The 19,856-nt window shown below is 34.2% G+C and carries 19 protein-coding genes and 1 other RNA gene; 13 read left to right on the top strand and 7 right to left on the bottom strand.

What is annotated here, in order from left to right; genetic code table 11:
* Positions 1 to 1,800, bottom strand: a complete 1,800-nt coding sequence (gene typA / locus FQU21_RS15560; RefSeq protein WP_187269404.1) for a translational GTPase TypA — start codon at positions 1,798 to 1,800, stop codon at positions 1 to 3.
* Positions 1,801 to 1,951: 151 nt separating this feature from the next.
* Between typA and FQU21_RS15555 the strand changes: the two genes are divergently transcribed.
* From FQU21_RS15555 to FQU21_RS15515, 9 genes are all read left to right on the top strand, one after another.
* A complete protein-coding gene (locus FQU21_RS15555; protein WP_246124852.1) occupies positions 1,952 to 2,314 on the top strand; it encodes a hypothetical protein in 363 nt (120 codons plus the stop codon).
* 32 nt (positions 2,315 to 2,346) lie between these two features.
* Complete coding sequence (gene kdsA, locus FQU21_RS15550; protein WP_147678935.1) at positions 2,347 to 3,165, top strand: 3-deoxy-8-phosphooctulonate synthase; 819 nt, start codon at positions 2,347 to 2,349, stop codon at positions 3,163 to 3,165.
* A gap of 18 nt (positions 3,166 to 3,183) precedes the next feature.
* Positions 3,184 to 4,038 carry a hypothetical protein gene (locus FQU21_RS15545; protein WP_147678934.1) on the top strand — a complete coding sequence of 285 codons (855 nt, stop codon included), beginning with the start codon at positions 3,184 to 3,186 and terminating at the stop codon, positions 4,036 to 4,038.
* A 582-nt stretch (positions 4,039 to 4,620) separates the two neighbouring features.
* Positions 4,621 to 5,229, top strand: coding sequence for a hypothetical protein (locus tag FQU21_RS15540; RefSeq protein WP_147678933.1), 609 nt, complete (start codon positions 4,621 to 4,623; stop codon positions 5,227 to 5,229).
* Entirely contained in the window at positions 5,226 to 5,561 is a 336-nt protein-coding gene (locus tag FQU21_RS15535; RefSeq protein ID WP_147678932.1) for a hypothetical protein, read from the top strand. The genes FQU21_RS15540 and FQU21_RS15535 overlap by 4 nt, the downstream gene beginning before the upstream one ends.
* A 4-nt stretch (positions 5,562 to 5,565) precedes the next feature.
* Positions 5,566 to 5,859: a winged helix-turn-helix domain-containing protein gene (locus FQU21_RS15530; protein WP_147678931.1), complete on the top strand. Its 294-nt coding sequence runs from the start codon at positions 5,566 to 5,568 to the stop codon at positions 5,857 to 5,859.
* Between the two features lie 78 nt (positions 5,860 to 5,937).
* Complete coding sequence (creD, locus tag FQU21_RS15525) at positions 5,938 to 7,314, top strand: cell envelope integrity protein CreD (protein ID WP_147678930.1); 1,377 nt, start codon at positions 5,938 to 5,940, stop codon at positions 7,312 to 7,314.
* 379 nt (positions 7,315 to 7,693) lie between these two features.
* Entirely contained in the window at positions 7,694 to 8,080 is a 387-nt protein-coding gene (locus FQU21_RS15520; protein WP_147678929.1) for a ribosomal maturation YjgA family protein, read from the top strand.
* The gene (locus FQU21_RS15515; RefSeq protein ID WP_147678928.1) at positions 8,067 to 8,744 is read left to right on the top strand and encodes a DUF1361 domain-containing protein; all 678 of its coding nucleotides are present in this window, start codon (positions 8,067 to 8,069) and stop codon (positions 8,742 to 8,744) included. The genes FQU21_RS15520 and FQU21_RS15515 overlap by 14 nt, the downstream gene beginning before the upstream one ends.
* Positions 8,745 to 8,749: 5 nt before the next feature.
* Here the strand turns inward: FQU21_RS15515 and FQU21_RS15510 are convergent, their stop codons facing one another.
* On the bottom strand, positions 8,750 to 9,529 hold the full coding sequence (locus tag FQU21_RS15510) for an SDR family NAD(P)-dependent oxidoreductase (protein ID WP_262712763.1): 780 nt from the start codon (positions 9,527 to 9,529) through the stop codon (positions 8,750 to 8,752).
* A 375-nt stretch (positions 9,530 to 9,904) separates the two neighbouring features.
* On the opposite strand from FQU21_RS15510, the gene ssrA reads away from it, so the two are divergent.
* Positions 9,905 to 10,299: a transfer-messenger RNA gene (ssrA, locus tag FQU21_RS15505) on the top strand.
* Between the two features lie 257 nt (positions 10,300 to 10,556).
* On the opposite strand, the gene FQU21_RS15500 is transcribed toward ssrA, so the two are convergent.
* The gene (locus FQU21_RS15500) at positions 10,557 to 12,692 is read right to left on the bottom strand and encodes a M1 family metallopeptidase (protein WP_147678926.1); all 2,136 of its coding nucleotides are present in this window, start codon (positions 12,690 to 12,692) and stop codon (positions 10,557 to 10,559) included.
* A 369-nt stretch (positions 12,693 to 13,061) separates the two neighbouring features.
* Between FQU21_RS15500 and FQU21_RS15495 the strand changes: the two genes are divergently transcribed.
* Positions 13,062 to 14,345, top strand: a complete 1,284-nt coding sequence (locus FQU21_RS15495; RefSeq protein ID WP_147678925.1) for a UDP-N-acetylmuramoyl-tripeptide--D-alanyl-D-alanine ligase — start codon at positions 13,062 to 13,064, stop codon at positions 14,343 to 14,345.
* A 95-nt stretch (positions 14,346 to 14,440) separates the two neighbouring features.
* On the opposite strand, the gene FQU21_RS15490 is transcribed toward FQU21_RS15495, so the two are convergent.
* The 4 genes from FQU21_RS15490 to FQU21_RS15475 form a co-directional block, all read right to left on the bottom strand.
* On the bottom strand, positions 14,441 to 14,833 hold the full coding sequence (locus FQU21_RS15490) for a rhodanese-like domain-containing protein (RefSeq protein WP_147678924.1): 393 nt from the start codon (positions 14,831 to 14,833) through the stop codon (positions 14,441 to 14,443).
* A 3-nt stretch (positions 14,834 to 14,836) separates the two neighbouring features.
* Entirely contained in the window at positions 14,837 to 15,154 is a 318-nt protein-coding gene (locus FQU21_RS15485) for a rhodanese-like domain-containing protein (protein ID WP_147678923.1), read from the bottom strand.
* Positions 15,155 to 15,280: 126 nt separating this feature from the next.
* Positions 15,281 to 15,901, bottom strand: a complete 621-nt coding sequence (locus FQU21_RS15480) for a thioredoxin family protein (protein ID WP_147678922.1) — start codon at positions 15,899 to 15,901, stop codon at positions 15,281 to 15,283.
* A 6-nt stretch (positions 15,902 to 15,907) separates the two neighbouring features.
* The gene (locus FQU21_RS15475) at positions 15,908 to 16,441 is read right to left on the bottom strand and encodes a TlpA family protein disulfide reductase (RefSeq protein ID WP_147678921.1); all 534 of its coding nucleotides are present in this window, start codon (positions 16,439 to 16,441) and stop codon (positions 15,908 to 15,910) included.
* 561 nt (positions 16,442 to 17,002) lie between these two features.
* Between FQU21_RS15475 and FQU21_RS15470 the strand changes: the two genes are divergently transcribed.
* Both FQU21_RS15470 and FQU21_RS15465 read left to right on the top strand, forming a co-directional pair.
* Positions 17,003 to 18,409 (top strand): anthranilate synthase component I family protein, encoded by a 1,407-nt coding sequence (locus FQU21_RS15470; RefSeq protein ID WP_147678920.1) that lies wholly within the window; start codon positions 17,003 to 17,005, stop codon positions 18,407 to 18,409.
* Between the two features lie 543 nt (positions 18,410 to 18,952).
* On the top strand, positions 18,953 to 19,516 hold the full coding sequence (locus tag FQU21_RS15465; RefSeq protein WP_147678919.1) for an anthranilate synthase component II: 564 nt from the start codon (positions 18,953 to 18,955) through the stop codon (positions 19,514 to 19,516).
* Positions 19,517 to 19,856: the final 340 nt, after the last annotated feature.

Genomic DNA, 19,856 nt, shown 5'->3' with positions numbered 1-19,856 from the left:
TTATAACGTTTTATTTCTCTTCCTATCTACTTCGGTTAACCAAATTTTACGTAAACGCAAGTGGTTTGGAGTCACCTCAACATATTCATCTTTTTGAATATATTCTAAAGCTTCCTCTAAAGAGAATTTAATGGCTGGTACAATTTTCGCTTTATCATCTGCTCCAGAAGAACGTACGTTACTTAATTTTTTAGTTTTTGTTACGTTAACCGTCATATCATCGCCACGAGAATTTTCACCAATAACTTGACCTTCGTAAATATCTTCACCTGGATCTACAAAAAACTTACCTCTATCTTGTAATTTATCAATAGAATAAGGAATAGCCTGTCCTTTTTCCATAGACACTAACGATCCGTTTTGACGTTCTGGAATACCTCCTTTTAAAGGTTGATACTCTTTAAAACGGTGTGCCATAATAGCCTCACCTGCAGTAGCTGTTAACAATTGATTACGCAACCCAATAATACCTCTAGATGGCACAATAAATTCGCAAACCATTCTATCGCCTTTAGCTTCCATACTTAGCATTTCCCCTTTACGTAAGGTAACCATTTCTATGGCTTTACCCGAAACCGTTTCGGGTAAATCGATAGTCATTTCTTCAACAGGCTCACATTTAACCCCGTCAATTTCTCTAATAATTACCTGTGGTTGTCCTATTTGTAGCTCGTAACCTTCACGACGCATAGTTTCAATTAAAACCGATAAGTGTAATACACCACGACCAAATACCATAAATTTATCAGCACTATCAGTTTCTTCAACACGTAATGCTAAATTCTTTTCTAGTTCTTTTGTTAAACGGTCTTTAATATGACGAGAGGTTACAAATTTTCCATCTTGTCCAAAAAACGGCGAATCGTTAATGGTAAACAACATACTCATTGTAGGCTCATCTATAGCAATGGTTTTTAAACCTTCTGGATTTTCAAAATCGGCAACAGTATCACCAATCTCAAAACCTTCAAGACCAACAATAGCACAAATATCACCCGTTTGAACTTCATCAACTTTTAAGCGGCCTAAACCTTCAAAGATATGTAGCTCTTTAATTTTATTTTTAACAATAGAACCATCTCTTTTAACTAAAGATATATTCTGTCCAACTTTTAACTCACCACGAGTTAAACGTCCAATAGCAATACGTCCAGTAAACGAAGAGAAGTCTAAAGATGTAATTAACATTTGCGTGGTTCCTTCTTCAATTTTTGGTTCAGGAATATGTTCAATAACCATATCTAATAACGGCTCAATGTTTTCTGTTTCATTTTGCCAATCATCACTCATCCAGTTATTTTTAGCCGACCCATAAACGGTTGGAAAATCTAACTGCCACTCTTCCGCTCCTAATTCAAACATTAAATCGAAAACTTTTTCATGTACTTCATCAGGCGTACAGTTTTCTTTATCCACTTTATTTACAACCACACATGGTTTCAAACCTAAATCAATTGCTTTTTGTAATACAAAACGTGTTTGTGGCATTGGCCCCTCAAAGGCATCTACTAACAACAAAACACCGTCTGCCATATTAAGTACGCGCTCTACTTCTCCACCAAAATCGGCGTGACCAGGTGTATCAATAATATTAATTTTAGTGTCTTTATAAATAACAGAAACGTTTTTAGAAGTAATGGTAATACCTCGTTCTCGTTCTAAATCATTATTATCAAGAATTAAATCACCTGTATTCTCGTTTTCACGAAATAATTGACAGTGATACATAATTTTATCAACCAACGTCGTTTTACCGTGGTCAACGTGTGCAATAATTGCAATGTTTTTAATAGTAGCCATAATGTGTGCCTTATTTTAAGCCTGCAAAGGTACATGATATTTTCTTATATAGTTAAAAATTTGTTATAATTAAAATAAAATATAATTTTCAATATGGTATTTCGTTATTTTTATAAGTCACATCCTTAAAGAACAATAACTTAAAACCCTTATGATGAACCTAATTAATAGATTTACAAAAAGTATCCCATACCTATATTTTATTGCCATTTCCATATATTGGTTTACTACAGTTAACCAAACTGAAGGTTTAACAGCATATCCTATTTTATTATTTGGTATTCCTTTTTTATGGCAAATAATAAAACCGAATAAAAAATTAAATTTCGCTCTCGGCATTACCTTTGTTTGCCTATCGTCGTATTTAATTATCGCTTATTTATCTAAAATAATAGACTTCAGCAACTTAAATCTGAATTTAAACCATATAATGCTAAATACTGGATTATTCGTGCTTACAAACTTCATCATGGCCTTGTGGATTATAAAGAACAGTGTTAGAAGTCGCTTTTAATTTGATTATCTTTGTCGCTTAAATTTAAGTCGATGAAGCTTCAAGATATCCCCAAAATAAAGCATAATAATTCAAACAACTTCTTCCTTCTTTGTGGCCCTTGTGCTATTGAAGGTGAAGATATGGCTATGCGCATTGCCGAAAAAGTGATTTCTATTACCAATAAACTAGAAATCCCTTATATATTTAAAGGCAGTTTTAAAAAAGCAAACCGCAGTAGAATAGATAGCTTTACAGGTATAGGAGACCAAAAGGCCTTAGAAATTTTAGCCAAAGTTTCCGAAACTTTTAACGTGCCTACCGTAACCGATATTCACGAAATATCCGATGCAGCCTTAGCCGCACAATACGTCGATGTTTTACAAATCCCCGCTTTTCTTGTCCGCCAAACCGATTTAGTAGTTGCTGCCGCCAAAACCGGCAAAGTAGTCAACTTAAAAAAAGGACAATTTATGAGTCCGGAGGCCATGAAACACGCCGTACAAAAAGTAAAAGATGCGGGTAGCGATAAGGCGTGGATTACAGATCGAGGCACCATGTTTGGTTATCAAGATATGATTGTCGATTTTCGTGGTATTCCAACCATGAAACAATATGCACCCGTTATTCTCGACGTTACACATTCCTTACAGCAACCCAACCAATCGGCTGGAGTCACGGGCGGACGCCCAGATATGATTGAAACCATTGCCCGAGCTGGCATTGTTAATAATGTGGATGGCTTATTTATTGAAACCCATTTCGATCCTGCAAATGCAAAAAGTGATGGTGCCAATATGCTACATTTAGATAACCTAGAACAGCTACTCAGTAATCTCGTTAAAATTAGAAAAACAATACAATCCCTTTAAAGCACCAAAATAGCAATAATGAAATCCAATCTGCACACCGTAATACTTCTGTTAAGTATTATTAATTTCAGTGCCTTTGCCCAAGACATAGAAACCGTAAAATACACCGAGTCAAACAAAGGAAAATTCTTTGTAAGCTGGGGTGGAAACCGAGAATCTTATAGTAAATCCGATATTCATTTTGAAGGAGACAATTATAATTTCACCATCAAAAACGCCACAGCCCACGATAAACCCAAAGGCTGGCACATGGATTATATCAATCCAACTCGACTGACTATCCCGCAAACTAATTTTAAATTAGGCTATTTTATTTCAGACAAATACTCTATTTCAGTAGGTTTAGACCACATGAAATATGTTATGGAACGTGAAAAGTACCGAGCTTTAGACGGCTATATCGATCTTCCAAGCACAGAAGACGGCGCTCAATTTAATGACACCTACAACAACGAAATCACCTATTTATCCGAAGATTTTTTAGGCTTCGAGCATACCGACGGACTAAACTATATTTACACCGAAATAGCCAGACACGACGATATTTCAAACCTATTCAATCTACCCAACACCGATAAATTTCAAATTAATTTAACCGAAGGTATCGGCGGCGGATTGCTATACCCAAAAACAAACAGCACGCTATTGCTAAAAGAAAGAAACGACGAGTTTCACGTTGCAGGCTACGGTATTTCTGCCCGCGCGGGTATTAACTTCACCTTTTTCAAGCACTTTTTTATGCAGCTCGATTTAAAAGGCGGCTACATTAACATGCCCGATATTCGCACCACGCCAGACCCAATAGATCGCGCATCGCAACATTTCACCTATTTACAACGCATTGTTTCCTTTGGTGGCATTTTTAGAATTTAGAATACTTTAAACCTTTTGGGCGGGTTTTTAAGAAAAATAAAAACCGCGCTATCCGCTATATCTTTTTGTAAAGTAATAGCTATAATTAAACTTATTTACATGCCATAAACACCAAGTTAAACTGAGGTTTGTGGCATGTTCTTTTTTACAAAAAGGATGCCGCTACTATCGCTCCCGCAACTACCTGCCAAAAAACATAGCTAATCATAAGGGAATACCAATTTGCATAGCCAATACCACAAACCCAACTATACTAAAGAAGCCGTTTGTCATTTCGAAACACGCTATGTCATTTCGAACGAAGTGAGAAATCACATAACCCAAAGCTTTCCATCCACAACACCCAACCTTATATTCCTAAATTTGTGGATAAACCACTCTAAACCCTACCCCAAACAACCGCCCGCTGTCATTTCGAACGAAGTGAGAAATCACATAACCCAAAGCTTTTCACCCACAAACCCCAACCTCTAATTCGTGGATTCGTGGCTAGCCCTCGCACAACCTCAACCACATTTATCAAAAATAAACACCGAATAATTCAAAAATATTTACTTACTTTGCATTTCAAAGTACTTTTACATGGAATCAAAAGATTATCTAAAAGACATTTCCGACATTAAAGATTTAATGAATAAATCCTCCCGATTTATTTCCTTAAGTGGCTTATCTGGTATTTTAGCCGGAACCTATGCCCTTATCGGCGCAGCCATTACCTATTGGCTTGTTAACACATATAGCTCTGGCACCTTGATTCTTGATGGTCAAATATTTAGATTTGTTATACTTATTTTGGCTTTGGTTGCTATTTTTAGTGCCACAACGGGCTACATCCTTTCTGCCAAAAAAGCAAAAAAAACGGGAGCCAACATGTGGGATGCCACTTCCAAACGATTAATTATCAATTTTTTAATTCCGTTAATAGCAGGCGGTTTATACATCCTAATTATTTTAAGTCATGGCAAATACGGACAAACCGGAGGCTTAATGCTTATTTTTTACGGATTAGCATTGGTAAATGCATCAAAATATAGCATTGGTGATATTCGCTATTTAGGATATATAGAAATTATTTTAGGCTTAATAGCTACGCTTTTACCTGGTTATGGATTCTGGCTTTGGGTATTAGGCTTTGGTGTTATGCATATTATTTATGGTACTATCATGCATTTTAAATACGATGTAAAATGAATAAAACAATAAAAATTAGCATTATAGCTACCCTTATAGTTTATGCATTGGGACTTTTATATTTATATTATTCCAATGAAAATTATGAGCAAGAGTTTGCACTTTACGACGTAAATAAAAATGGTGTTATAGATAAAGAAGAAATTACTTTGGAATCTCAAAATATAACTGCTCAAGGCGAAAAACGCAAAACCATAAAACAAGGCGCGGTAGTATTAATTCCTTTTTCATTATTTATTGGGGCCTTTACTTTTGGTATCACGTTTCTTTTTCGTAAAATTAAAACGATTAATGATAACGAAATCATAAAATCTAAAAGTAAACGACTTTAAGTCTATGAGCATAATAACCAACATAAATAAAGCATTCGATCACCGCATTAGATTAGGTATTATGTCTATTTTAATGGTAAACGAATATGCCGATTTTAACATGCTCAAAGCGCTTTTAGGAGCTACCGATGGTAATATTGCGAGTCACGCCAAAGCTTTAGAAAAAGTAGAATACATAAAAGTTGAAAAACAATTTATAGGCCGAAAACCCAACACCCGCTACTCCACTACCGATTTAGGTCGTGTAGAGTTTAAAAAACACATTAATGCACTCGAAAAATTAATTAATAAAAGCTAGACTTTAGTCTCAAGAAAACAACAAAATCTCTTTTTTCAATCTTTTACTTTGAATTTCAAAGTACTTTAAATTTTAATTATGAAAAACATAAACAAACCACAGCAAAACAAATTCGGAAATTGGGTAAAAACATCAATCACAGCAAGAATGCTGATGGTCGGTTTTTTAGTCATTATTTTATTGATCCCATTATCTTTTATTAATAATCTCATTTCCGAACGCGCCTACAGGCAAAGTGATGTAGTAAACGAGATTAATGAAAAATGGGGCGAAAATGTGCTTGTTTACGGCCCGTTTTTAAAAATACCATACAAAACATACACCGAAACAAAAACATACAATGAAAAGACAAAAACCTACTTTACAGAAACAGAAACACATATAAAACATGCCTACATTTTTCCAGAGTCTCTAAACGCCAATGTAAAGGTAGATTCTAAAACCTTAAATAGAGGTAATTTTGAATCAGCTGTATTTACAACAACCATGGACTTTTCAGGACACTATATACCAACAGATTTAACTTCAAAAGGCATTAATACCGAAGATATTATTTGGGATAAAGCCACCGTAATTCTAAAAACGTCTAACTTAAAAGGTATAAAAAGTGAAATGCTTTTAAAACTAAACCAAAACACTTACTCTTTTCAAACAAACTTTAACGAAAACACAACAAAAAACAGCGACCATTTAGTTGTATTAGAATCTGATTTTATAAACCCAACAGATTTATCCAGCAAAAACAATACTCCCTTTAGCTTATCTATGGCCTTTAATGGCAGCAAGCAAATAGAACTTATTCCTATTGGAAAAACAACCACTATGAACATGGCTTCTAACTGGGCAGACCCTAGTTTTATTGGTAATTATTTACCAAACGATGAAACTAAAAACATAACAAAAGACAGTTTTATTGCCGATTGGAAGGTACTTCATATCAATAGAGCTTTTTCTCAACAACATCTAAATAAAATACCCAACCTTAACAAATTTGCTTTTGGCACTAAATTTATGGTCATGGTCGATGAATATCAAAAAAGTGAACGATCAGCCAAATACGGCTTCTTAGTCATAGGCCTTACTTTTTTAATATTCTTTTTGATACAAACCTTGAGTAAAATAAGTATTCACCCGTTTCAATATTTAATGATTGGGTTGGCTCTTATTATGTTTTATACTTTACTAGTGTCTATATCTGAGCATAGTAATTTTCTAAAAGCTTATTTAATAGCTGGAAGTTCCGTTATTGTTCTCATTACTTTGTACTCAAAATCGATACTTAAAACATTGAAGTTCCCCTTATTTATTGGTTTATCGTTGTCCGCATTATATGCTTTTATTTATGTTATTATTCAATTAGAAAACTATGCCCTGCTTGTTGGTAGTGTTGGTCTATTTTTAATACTTACTATCGTGATGTATGTATCAAGAAAAATAGATTGGAATAACGGATAATTTAATGAAGCGTTACTTCTCAAAAAAAGGAGTAACGCTTTTCTATATCAATTATTAATACAAACGATAATTATGTACAGTATTTCTAACATAGGAAGAACTGTGTCTATTATAAGTTTTATTATTGGAACCATTCTATTTTCATTTTTTCTTTATTTCGGAGAGACTTTTATACTAACAATAGTTGGTTTTAAATTCATCATAGTAGCTGTTGTCTTAAATTCAATACTACTTGCGTTCAACTTTCTAACCCTTCTGATTAATAAAACCGATAGATACGAAAACTTAAAAACCTGCGGCATCATTCTACTAAACATACCTATAGCTATTTTATACTTTTAAATCATAATTTCCTTTAGTCATACTAGAATTTAACAAAATGACATACAAAATAAACAAAACCTACCTCAGCTTAACACTCCTTTTTTTACTAACCGAAATACTAATTGCCGTATACCTAAAAACTGGATTTATCCGCTACCCGTTCGGCGATTTTCTATCGGTAATTTTACTCTATTGTTGTTTTAAAAGCTTCTTAAAAATAGATTGTTTTAAACTAGGTGCAAGCGTATTAACTTTTGCCTTTTTAATAGAATTCGCCCAATACTTTAATCTACTAGAATTGTTAAACCTAGAACATCATAAACTTCTAAACATCATATTAGGCAGTACGTTTCACGTAGATGATTTAGTTGCCTATGCCTTTGGTATCATTACTGTTTTAATAATAGAATATTTAAAATCGAAACCTCATGAATTACATTAACAACCTTATATCATACCGATATAAATCGCTATCACTATTAAGTCTTTCAATAGGTGCTACTCTAATTTTACTTATGATTAGAATGAAACTCGCACACTCCTACAATTATCTTTTTTTAGTTTGGAATCTATTCTTAGCAGCCGTTCCGTATGCTATTACAATTTATCTAGTAGGTATTCCCAAGCTTAACCGAATAACACTGCTTTTTACATTTGGTACATGGTTAGTTTTTCTTCCAAATGCACCTTATATATTAACTGATATGTGGCATTTAAGATATAACGAACCGCATATATTTTGGTTAGATATTTTATTAATTTCTGCTTTTGCTTTTAATGGCATGATGCTTTTCTATTTTTCGGTAAGTGACATGAAAACCGTTTTATTAAAGTACTTTAATAAAACAAAGACCCATTTTATTTTGACATTTGTATTTTTTATATCCGCATTCGGCGTGTATTTAGGTCGCTTTTTACGCTATAATTCCTGGGAAATTTTAACAAATCCAAAAGTTTTATTTATTGATATAATAAACATAATTGTGCAACCGCTAGGAAACAAGGACGTTTGGCTTTTTACTTTGCTATTTGGAGCTTTTTTCACCTTGGGGCACTGGGTATTTACCAATATAAATATGGCATCTAAAAATGAGAAGCAAGAATAACAGCTCTAGTCTTCTCTGTTTTTTGCTTGAAGTTTTCTAACAATACATGTTGCTGCATTACGCGTAATAAACCTAGGGATAACCGCTAAAAACTTATTAAACTTTCCAGGAATAGCATAACTTTTCCCTTTAAGCATCGCTTTATAACCATAAAGCGCAACTTCTTTAGCGCAAGCCATATTGAATTGAATTTTATTTTCGCTTGCATCTTCGGAAACCGTTTCTTGAAAGGCCGTTTTTGTAGGTCCTGGACAAAGTGCAGTTACTGTAACACCTGTACCTTTTAATTCGTTTGCAATAGCTTCCGAAAAGGAGAGCATATAGCTTTTTGAAGCATAATAAATAGACATTAATGGCCCGGGCTGAAAGGCTGCTAGCGATGACATATTTAAAATCTTACCAGAACCACGATTTACCATGCCTTCTAATACCAGTTTCGTTAAATGGGTGGTTGTAATAACGTGTACGTTTAACATGGCAGATTCGCGTTCCCAACTAGTTTCTGAGAATGTACCAAACAAACCAAAACCTGCATTGTTTATTAGCACATCTATTGGTGTATCTCCAATATTATCCATAATATCTTGAGACACATTTGGTAAACTTAAGTCCTTGGTTAAGGCCACAATTTCGACATTAAATTGGGTTTCTAACTCTGTTTTTACTTCGGTTAATTTAGACGAATCGATATCCACTAATATTAACTTATAAGAATCTTTTGCTAATAATAATGCTAATTCATACCCCAATCCGGAAGCTGCTCCTGTTACTAATGCTGTTTTGATAATATAAATGCTTTTGGTAATTGGTACAAACTTATTAGTTTCCGTGAATATATTCCCAAAAATAGTAGAAATTTTATAGAAGATTTACTATTTGACTGCGGATACCCTTAAAATGGCACTGACTTTTGTACCTGACAACTTAATGATGGTATAATTTTTGATTTATATTGGCGGATTAGCTTTCTGTTTAAAAGTTTTAATTAACTTTGCAGACTGTGCGTTAGGGATTGCAGCGGCATCCTTTTTTGCCATTAAAAGCAAAAAAGATATAGCGGAAAGCCCGACCCTTGTGGTAACGCCAAAAAAACATATAGATGAGATCCTGAAACAAATTCTGGGTTAAGTAAATTAAAAATTTACTATTTCATTAATTCTGGGGTCGACTGGTTTTGACAGCGAGATTAATTGAACGGTAAGCACGTCGTGTAATGGCATTGAAACACGTAAAAGACTAGACCAACTTTTAAACGGCGAGAATAACTACGCTTTAGCTGCATAATCTGAATTATAGTAAGATTAGCCTAGGTACACAAGGTGTACAAGCTTTATGTCTCCGGAAAGCCTTGATTGACGGCGTTCCATTTTGAGGCATCGTAAATGTCAATATAGTTTGAGCAGTGCTTCGATGCTTTTACGAAACTTAAGAAGCTAAGTTATAAGTGGGTTGTCTGTAACCAGCTTATAGTCGAAAACCCAAGAATAGAATAAACGTGTAGAAAGCCCTTTGGTTACTTGTTTGGACGAGAGTTCGATTCTCTCCGACTCCACTTTTACAAACCCTAACTAGTTATTAACTAACTTGTTAGGGTTTTGTAATAAATTTTCAATCAACATTTGCAAAACGCGTGTTTTTTTAAGCATTATTTACTACTACCCATTGCTTCTATTTTCCTTTTTATGCGTGCAAAATTTTAACGAACTAAATTTTATATTTCTTTTTTACCGTACAAAAAAAAGGCTTACTTGAAAAACCAACCTTATTGTGTATTTTTCAAGCAAGTCTTCTATAGCTAAAGCAAGCAGTAAATTAGCCTTTTACTTTGGTTTTAAAGTTATCAAATTCCGAAGTCATTTTTTTAGGATAGCTGTTATTAGAGGTATCCACATCGGCAGTTTCTAAATCTGGATCGATTTCAATATTTGTAATTTCTTTATTAGAATATACAGCTTTGGTAATTTCTTTATCGTTATATCTCCAAATTTGCGCTGGATAGGTTTTGCGTTCCTTAGTGCCATCGGCGTAAGTGTACTCTACAATAATAGGCATCACTAACCCTCCTGGTTTTTCAAATGTAATTTCGTAAAAAAACTGAGCGTTTGCTTTTTGTGGCGACTTAAATTTTAAGCCTTCCGTAGCATCTTCAATAAAGTTAACCTCATCTTCTGCTCCGGGTTCGGCATAAAACTTTTTAACGCCTTTAACCCCAATATCTGTAACATCGGTGGTATAAAACCAACCTCTCCAAAACCAATCTAAGTCTATGGCCGAAGCATCTTCCATAGATCTAAAGAAATCGGCCGGGGTTGGGTGCTTAAACTTCCAACGTTGTGCATAGGTTCTAAATGCATGATCGAACAACTCATGCCCCATAATGGTTTCGCGTAAAATCCATAAAGCAGTAGCGGGTTTTCCATAGGCATTGCTTCCAAAACTATACACGTTATCGCCTTTAGACATAATAGGTGCAATTTTAGATTGATCGCCACTCATATATCTCACAATATTTTTCGGTAAGCCACGGTTTAAAGGATAACCTTCTTCATAATCCATCATGGCTAACATTTGCACAAAGGAATTTAAACCTTCGTCCATCCATGTCCATTGACGCTCATCGGAATTCACAATCATTGGAAAAAAGTTATGCCCTACTTCATGAATCGTTACACCTAACATTCTATATTTTACTCTATCGGAATAGGTACCATCGGCATTTGGCCTACCTGGATTAAAACATATTTGCGGATATTCCATCCCCATTTGCCCGTCTACCGAAATGGCCTTATGATAGGGATAATCGAAGGTGTATTTAGAGTAAGTTTTTAAGGTTTGCGCTACTGCTCTAGTAGAGTGTTCGCCATATAGCGGGTTGGCTTCTTTAGAATAATAAGAATAAGCCATAACGGTTTTACCATTAATATCTACAGCCATACCGTCCCAAATAAACTTTCTTGAGGTAGCAAAGGCGTAATCTCTTACGTTTTCTGCAAAAAACTTCCAAGTCTTTGTTTTTTTAGAAAAGCTCTTTTCTATTTCGATAGCTTCTTCTTGAGTATGAATTACAACAGGTTTATCAAAGGTTTTTTTAGCCTCTGCTAATCGTTTTTGTTGTGTTTTGGTTAGCACTTCTTTTTCATTCAACAATTTACCAGTTGCGCCAAGCATATGGTCTGCTGGTGTGGTAATATTTACCGTAAAATCACCAAACTCTAAAGCAAATTCGCTTCGCCCCCAAAACTGATCGTTTTGCCAACCTTCTACATTGTCATACACACATAATCTTGGATAAAACTGTGCTATAACATAATTATTATTACCATCTGCAGGAAAGTGCTCATACCCCGATCGTCCACCGTTAGATCTGTGATTATTGATGTTATACCACCAAGACACCTTAAACTCAAAAGTTTCACCTGGCGCTAAAGCTGTGGCCAAATTAATCCGCATCATGGTTTGATTAATGGTGTACGACAGGTTGCTGCCATCGATATTTGTTACGCTTGTAATTTTAAAACCACCATCAAAAGGTTCGTCTACATAACTTCTATTAAACCTCGCCTTTGATGTCCCTTTGGGGAAGGTAGAAGGTTTTATATCAGGGGTTTTAGAATCGATTGCTCGCATATTTTGATCGAGTTGCAACCATAAATAAGTCAACTCATCCTCCGAATTATTATGGTAAGTAATAGTTTCACGCCCGGTAATTTTTTGGTTCACATCATCTAAAGTAACATCAATAATATAATCTACCTTTTGCTGCGTATATTTTTTTCCTGGCGCACCAGATGCAGTATGCTGACTGTTAGGTGTTGCTAATAAATCTTTTAGCTGCCTAAATTTATTTTGATTGGTATGTCCTTCTTGAGTTTTTCCGGACGTGTTTTGTGCAAAACCAGCCATTGAAATAAACAACATAGCTAGTAAAAAAACAGATAATTTCTTCATGTAATAATTGTTAGAGTTTTAAAAAAGAAGCGGTAAATTAAGAAAAAAACCTAAGCAAGCAGAATTTAACACCATATTAGACTTATTTTTAACATATTGTAATTATAACACCCTGTTTTTTATTCAAAATGAATTTTATTTAAGTAAAATTCATGAAATATGATATACAAATCTAGATTATTTGCTAAACATATTAAATCATGTCGTTTTAGTTGAAAATAACACTTTTAAACATAAAAATATACCATATAGTAATATGGTATATTTAAAATTCATGATATGCTCGCCTTGACTTTAACACGATAATATAGCAAAAAGGACCACACAAATTGTTATCTTAGCCCATATAAAATAAAGGCATTTAAAAAATTGGAAATCGAACAACTTCATCAGCTTTTTTTAACTTGTGAATCGGTATCTACAGATACTCGAAAAATTAATAAGAATAGCATGTTTTTTGCTTTAAAAGGCGCAAACTTTGACGGCAATAGATATGCAGAACAGGCCTTAAAATCGGGTGCTAAATATGCTGTTATAGATAATCCGAAATACCCATTAAACTCTAATACAATTTTAGTTGAAAATGTTTTAGAAACGCTGCAAAACCTAGCCAGTTTACACCGGTCCTATTTAAAACGCCCTATTATCGCTTTAACCGGAAGTAATGGCAAAACAACCACCAAAGAACTTATAAACGCTGTACTCTCTAAAAAATTTAAAACCACAGCAACGGTTGGCAATTTAAACAACCATATTGGCGTACCGCTTACACTTTTATCGATGACAAAAGACACCGAAATTGGTATTATTGAAATGGGAGCCAATCATCCAAAAGAAATTGAATTTCTATGTAGCATAGCAAAACCAGATTTTGGATATATTACCAATTTTGGAAAAGCACACTTGGAAGGCTTTGGAAGTATTGAAGGCGTGATTAAAGCTAAGAGTGAAATGTACGACTTCCTTATTTCTAATCATAAAACTGTTTTTGTGAATGCGAATGATGCCATTCAAATGGAAAAAACAAAAGCGGCAACAAGATTTACTTTTGGCAGCAAAACCACGAATCCCGAAGTGGTTATTGAATTTATAGACGCTCAACCTTTTGTTTCTTGTCAACTAGATCGCTTAAAAATGACAAGTCAATTAATAGGCGATTATAATTTTAATAATATTGCTGCTGCGATAGCCATTGGACATTACTTTAAAGTTGAACATCATGCGATAAAAAGTGCCATTGAACACTATACACCAACAAATAACAGATCGCAAATTATTGAACAGGGAACCAATAAAATAATTCTAGACGCCTACAATGCCAACCCAACAAGTATGCGTGCCGCCTTATTAAATTTCGAAAAACAAAAGGGTAAAAAAACAGTATTTTTAGGAGATATGTTCGAGGTTGGACAAGCTGCCAAAACAGAACATCAAGCGATTACAGATTTAGCTTCCTCTATAAATATAGATTGCATTATTTTAGTTGGTGAAAATTTTTACGACACCAAAACAAATTCCGAAAAAGTAAAACAATATAAAAGCTATCAAGATTTAGAAAACGACTTTAATTTTTCTGAAATTGAACATGCTATTTTACTAATAAAAGGCTCCAGAGGCATGGCCTTAGAACGTATTTTAAAACATTTTGATTAAAAAATAAACACTTAAGTTTTGAAATAAAAAAATCTCAGATTACAAGTTAATCTGAGATTTTTATTTTATTTCCATTGATAGATAAAAAGCAAAATTTAATTCACTTCAAACCCTTTAGATTTCCATTTTAAAATACCACCTTCCAAGTTATAGATTTTAGTAAATCCTAGAGTCCTAAAAACGTCTAAGCTTTTCCCACTCCGTCTTCCGGATTTGCAATAAATAACCAAAGGTTCATTTTTATCCAATCCTTCCAATGCTTTTGAAAACCCTTCAGATAAAAAGTCAATATTTTCAGCATTTGGTAAATGTCCGGCTTCATATTCTTTAGAAGTTCTAACATCCAAAATTTGGATATTACTTTGTTCCTTTAAAACAACATTCAACTCATTTGCTGTAACATGAGTAACCATATCATCATCCTGAGCTTTACAATTAAAAAACAAGCTAAAAATAACAAAGGTTACCGCAAATAAAATATATTTCATATCTTATTTTAAGTCTACAACATCACCAGTCCATTCCAACATACCACCTTCTAAATTATAAGCGTTTTCAAAGCCTAATTGTTCCATTAAAGAACATGCTTGTCCGCTACGGTTACCAGAACGGCAATACACGTAATAGTTTTTGCTTTTATCAAGGGCTTCAACCTCGTCCACAAACCCTTGTCCTTTATAAATATCGATATGTATAGCACCTTCAATAACGCCTTCGGCCACTTCGGCATCTGTCCTTACATCTAAAATCACAGCATTATCATCCTTAGATAATTGCTCTACCCATTCTTCTTGTGTTAAATCTTCCATTTTTATGTTGGTCTTTTTATTTTTTTATTTGAACGCAAATTTAATATTTATAATATGGATAGACGAAAAAAATTCCGAAGTATTACACCTCGGAATTTTCATTAATCGTTAAACAACACAAATTCACTAAGCTTTTATGCCACAGCCAATAGCTCTTGTTTCTGTCTCTTTTATTTCTTTTCCATTTAATAAGGCATCTACCGCATCTTCAACATATTTAGTTGTAACAGCCGATGCATCTTTATAATTATCATCAATAGCGCCTATATATTTCACTTCATTTCCTTTGCTCGTTTTTTCTAATACAAAAACATGAGGGGTTTTGGTTGCTCCGAATTTTGGATATATCTCTTGATTTTCGTCAATTAAATATGGAAATTCGAATCCTTTTTCAATAGCGCGTTTTTTCATATTCTCAAAACTATCACCAGGATTAATATCCGTATTATTTGGCATGATAGCAATTACCGGATAGCCCAATTTTGCATATTTTTTATTCAGTTCTATAATTCGATCTTGATACATCACCGCATACGGGCAAGTGTTACAAGTAAAAGTTACAATAAACCCTTTAGCTTCGTTATAATCCGACAGCGACACCATGTTACCGTCTATATTTTTTAATGTAAAATCTTCGGCTATATCACCTATATTATAACCTTCATTAACGTTAATCGTTTTTATTGTAAAAGCACTTGCACAAAGTACCACTAAAAATACCGATACTATTTTCATTGTTTTTTTCATAATTTTCTAATTTAAAAATTGTTTTAATTCATGCTCTAATTCTTCGTAAGTAAAAGATTTTTCAAAAAACTTACGCTTATCATTTTTATATATCATAGTTGCAGGTAATGCTCCCGACCAACTTTCGTCTACTTTTGGAATCCAAGTATTACTATCGACATCATCCAAAGCCACGACTTTCGATTTTAATTTTTCTTCTAAAATAAAAGGCTTCAATTTAGAATCGTATAAATGCGGAAAATCTAAACTCACTAATAACACCTCTACATTTTCAGATTTATATTCAGTATTTATTTTTTCAAAATAAGGCAACTCCTTAATACAAGGTGCACACCAAGTGGCCCAAAAGTTTATAACATGAATTTTATTGTCCTCCTTATTTAAAAACGTTTTTAGACCATCAAAATTATATATCTCTAATTTAACAGCACTTGCATCTATTTTTTTATAGGAATCTTTAATTCCTAATTCAGGTACATTTTTCTTTTCCTTACATCCTAAAACCAAGAGTAATGCTATAATAAATACGTATCTCTTCATAATTATAAAACTAATTAATAGTTGTTAACTCTAATTATTATTTAACATTTTTTTACACAAAACAACCAGCAACACCTCTATTCAACTTAAAACAAACCATTTACATTCCATTTATTATCTCATTATAAATTCATGAATTCCTTCTATTCTATAAAAATAAATATTAGTTTTACATCTTATTAGAACAACAATAATTATTACCCTAGTAATTATTAAGTACTAGTAGTAACCAACCAAGACTGCTGTACTTTGTTATGGCGGTCTTTTTTCTAAATAGAATCTTTAACAAAATAAGGTTAATTTTTCTTTTTTCGTAAAAAACGCACAAAGTTTTGTATAATACTTTTTCAATCTTTATATTTGAACCAGTAAAAAAACAAAAATGAATATAACTTTAAATAACACATGGTGGTGGAGCTTTCGAAACTAAAATTCGTGAAGTAAATCCCTAGTATATTTAAAACTTAAAAAAATATCCAAAAGGCTTGTCATTCACGACAAGCCTTTTTTTTATTAAAAAAATTACATTTTCGGTGTTTACCGAAATATTAAAAACAAGACATGAAAAAATTTAGTCTATACACCCACAACAAAAAAATACTAACCGATACTATAACCCCCGTATCTGTTTACTATAAAATACGCGATAAATACCCAAACAGTATTTTACTAGAAAGTGGCGATTACCACCGGAATCATAAAAATTTCTCATACATTTGTTTTAATCCTATTGCAACCATAAAGGTGGAAAATGAAGTGATTACGCAAACTTTTCCCGATGGCACCACCACCACACTAAACATTACAAAAGACGTTAATGTCGCTACCGAAATCCATAATTTCACCAAACGTTTTGAAACGCATACCGATGAGGATTTCAAATTTATAAACAACGGAATTTTTGGTTACACAGCCTACGACGCGGTTCGTTATTTTGAAGATATCCAAATTACAAAAAAAGACAATTCGGTAGTCATTCCAGACCTATATTACGCCGTTTACAAAAATATTATAGCCATAAACCACTATAAAAACGAAGCTTATATTTTTGCGCATTGTTATGATGATGCCGAAAATAACATTCACGACATCGACAAACTGATAAACATACAAAACTTTGCATCTTATAATTTCAAATCGAAAGGGGAAATAAAATCGAATTTAACCGACGAAGAATTTAGAAATCAAGTAGAGTTAGCGCGCAAACACTGTGCCCGAGGTGATGTGTTTCAACTCGTACTTTCACGTCGTTTTTCTCAAGAATTCACTGGCGACGATTTCAATATCTATCGTGCCTTACGAAGCATAAACCCATCACCGTACCTGTTTTATTTCGATTACGGCGATTTTAAAATATTCGGCAGCTCGCCAGAAGCCCAACTTATTGTAACCAATGGTTTGGCAGAAATCCACCCCATTGCAGGTACATTCAAACGGACAGGCGACGAGCAACAAGACGAAATTCTAGCCGAAAAACTTAAAAACGACGATAAAGAAAATGCCGAACACGTGATGCTTGTCGACCTAGCCCGAAACGATTTAAGTCGCCACGGCAGTCAAGTAAAAGTAGAAACCTACCGCGAAGTCCAGTTTTTCTCGCACGTTATCCACTTGGTAAGTAAAGTCACCGGCCATAAACACGAAAGCACCTCAACCATGCAAGTTGTAGCCGACACGTTTCCTGCGGGAACCCTAAGTGGCGCGCCAAAACACCGCGCCATGCAACTTATCGAACAATACGAAAAAACAAGTCGCGGCTATTACGGCGGAGCTATCGGATTCATGGATTTCGACGGCAATTTTAATCATGCCATCATGATTCGAACCTTTTTAAGCAAAGACTACAAATTAAACTGGCAAGCAGGCGCCGGAATGGTATCGAAATCTAACGCCGAAAGCGAGCTACAAGAAGTATATAACAAACTCGGCGCACTAACAAAAGCCATAAAAGTAGCCGAAGACATATAAAAATTTGGGCGTTACCCGAAAAGGGTCGGGCTTTCGGCAGTCGCTCTCTTCGAGGAGCTCCAACAAAGCCTCAATCCCTAACGCGGGAGCAACCCTTGGGGAAAGTCGCAGTATTTAGCCTCAGTAAACAGAGCTTACTCGAATGAAAAAAAAGAAATAGAAAAACAAAAAAGTAACATTGGGAAGAAAATCAAACATAACAAAAGTGAATCTCCCAAATTCCGACACCGTCGGAAACGTCAAAATTCAGAAATAATGAGCGAAGGAATGAAGATGCGAAGCGAAGCTTCAAGCACGTAATTCCGAAAGCGAATCGTGCGTTAGCAATTTCATAATTTTGACCTGATTTTTTGGTTCGTTTTGCATCAAGGCAAAATGAACAGAAAACAAAAAAATAAAATGAGTCGCAGTATTCAGTCACAGTGAACAGTGTTTACTCAAATTAATAAAAAAGAAATTTAAAAACAAACAGTCAAAGTAAACCAAAACTTACTCGACTAAAACAATAAATAAAATTCAGAATCATCTGAAAAAAACAAACTTATGAAAGTACTAGTCATAGACAATTACGACAGTTTTACATACAATCTAGTTCATTACCTAGAAGATTTAAACTGCGATGTTACCGTAGTCCGAAACGACAAACTTACCCTAGACGATGTGGAGCCCTATCATAAAATAGTATTATCTCCAGGCCCAGGAATTCCAGACGAAGCTGGATTACTAAAAGCCATTATCAAAAGATTTGCACCAACAAAAAGCATTCTTGGAGTATGTTTAGGCCAACAAGCCATAGGCGAAGTTTTTGGAGGTTCGCTTATAAACCTAGAGGACGTTTATCACGGTGTGGCAACAAATGTAACCATAACCGTAGACGATGAAATATTGTTTCAAGGCTTAGACAAAAACATAGAAGTTGGGCGTTACCACTCGTGGGTAGTAAATCCAAATTTACCAGAAAATTTAGAAGCCACATCCGTAGATGCTAACGGACAAATTATGTCTTTACGCCATAAAACTTACGATGTTCGTGGCGTACAATATCACCCAGAATCGGTATTAACACCACACGGAAAAACGATTTTAAAGAATTGGATTGAGGATTAAAAAATAGTCGCAGTCATCAGTGACAGTTTACAGTGCTTACTCAAATGAAAAAAGTCACAGTAGCCAGTCACAGTGAACAGTGTTTACTCAAATGAATAAAAAAAAGAAATAGAAAAATAAAAAAGTAACATTGGGAAGAAAATCAAACATAGTAAAAGTAAAACTCCCAAATTCCGACACCGTCGGAAACGTCAAAATTCAGAAATAATGAGCGAAGAAATGAAGATGCGAAGCTTTAAGCACGCAATTCCGAAAGCGAATGGTGCGTTAGCAATTTCATAATTTTGACCTGATTTTTTGGTTCGTTTTGCATCAAGGCAAAATGAACAGAAAACAAAAA

The sequence above is a fragment of the Algibacter pacificus genome (assembly GCF_008033385.1).
Taxonomy (GTDB): domain Bacteria; phylum Bacteroidota; class Bacteroidia; order Flavobacteriales; family Flavobacteriaceae; genus Algibacter; species Algibacter pacificus.
The sequence above is the reverse complement of the archived record's forward strand: the minus strand, read 5'-3'. Positions and strand labels throughout refer to the sequence as shown.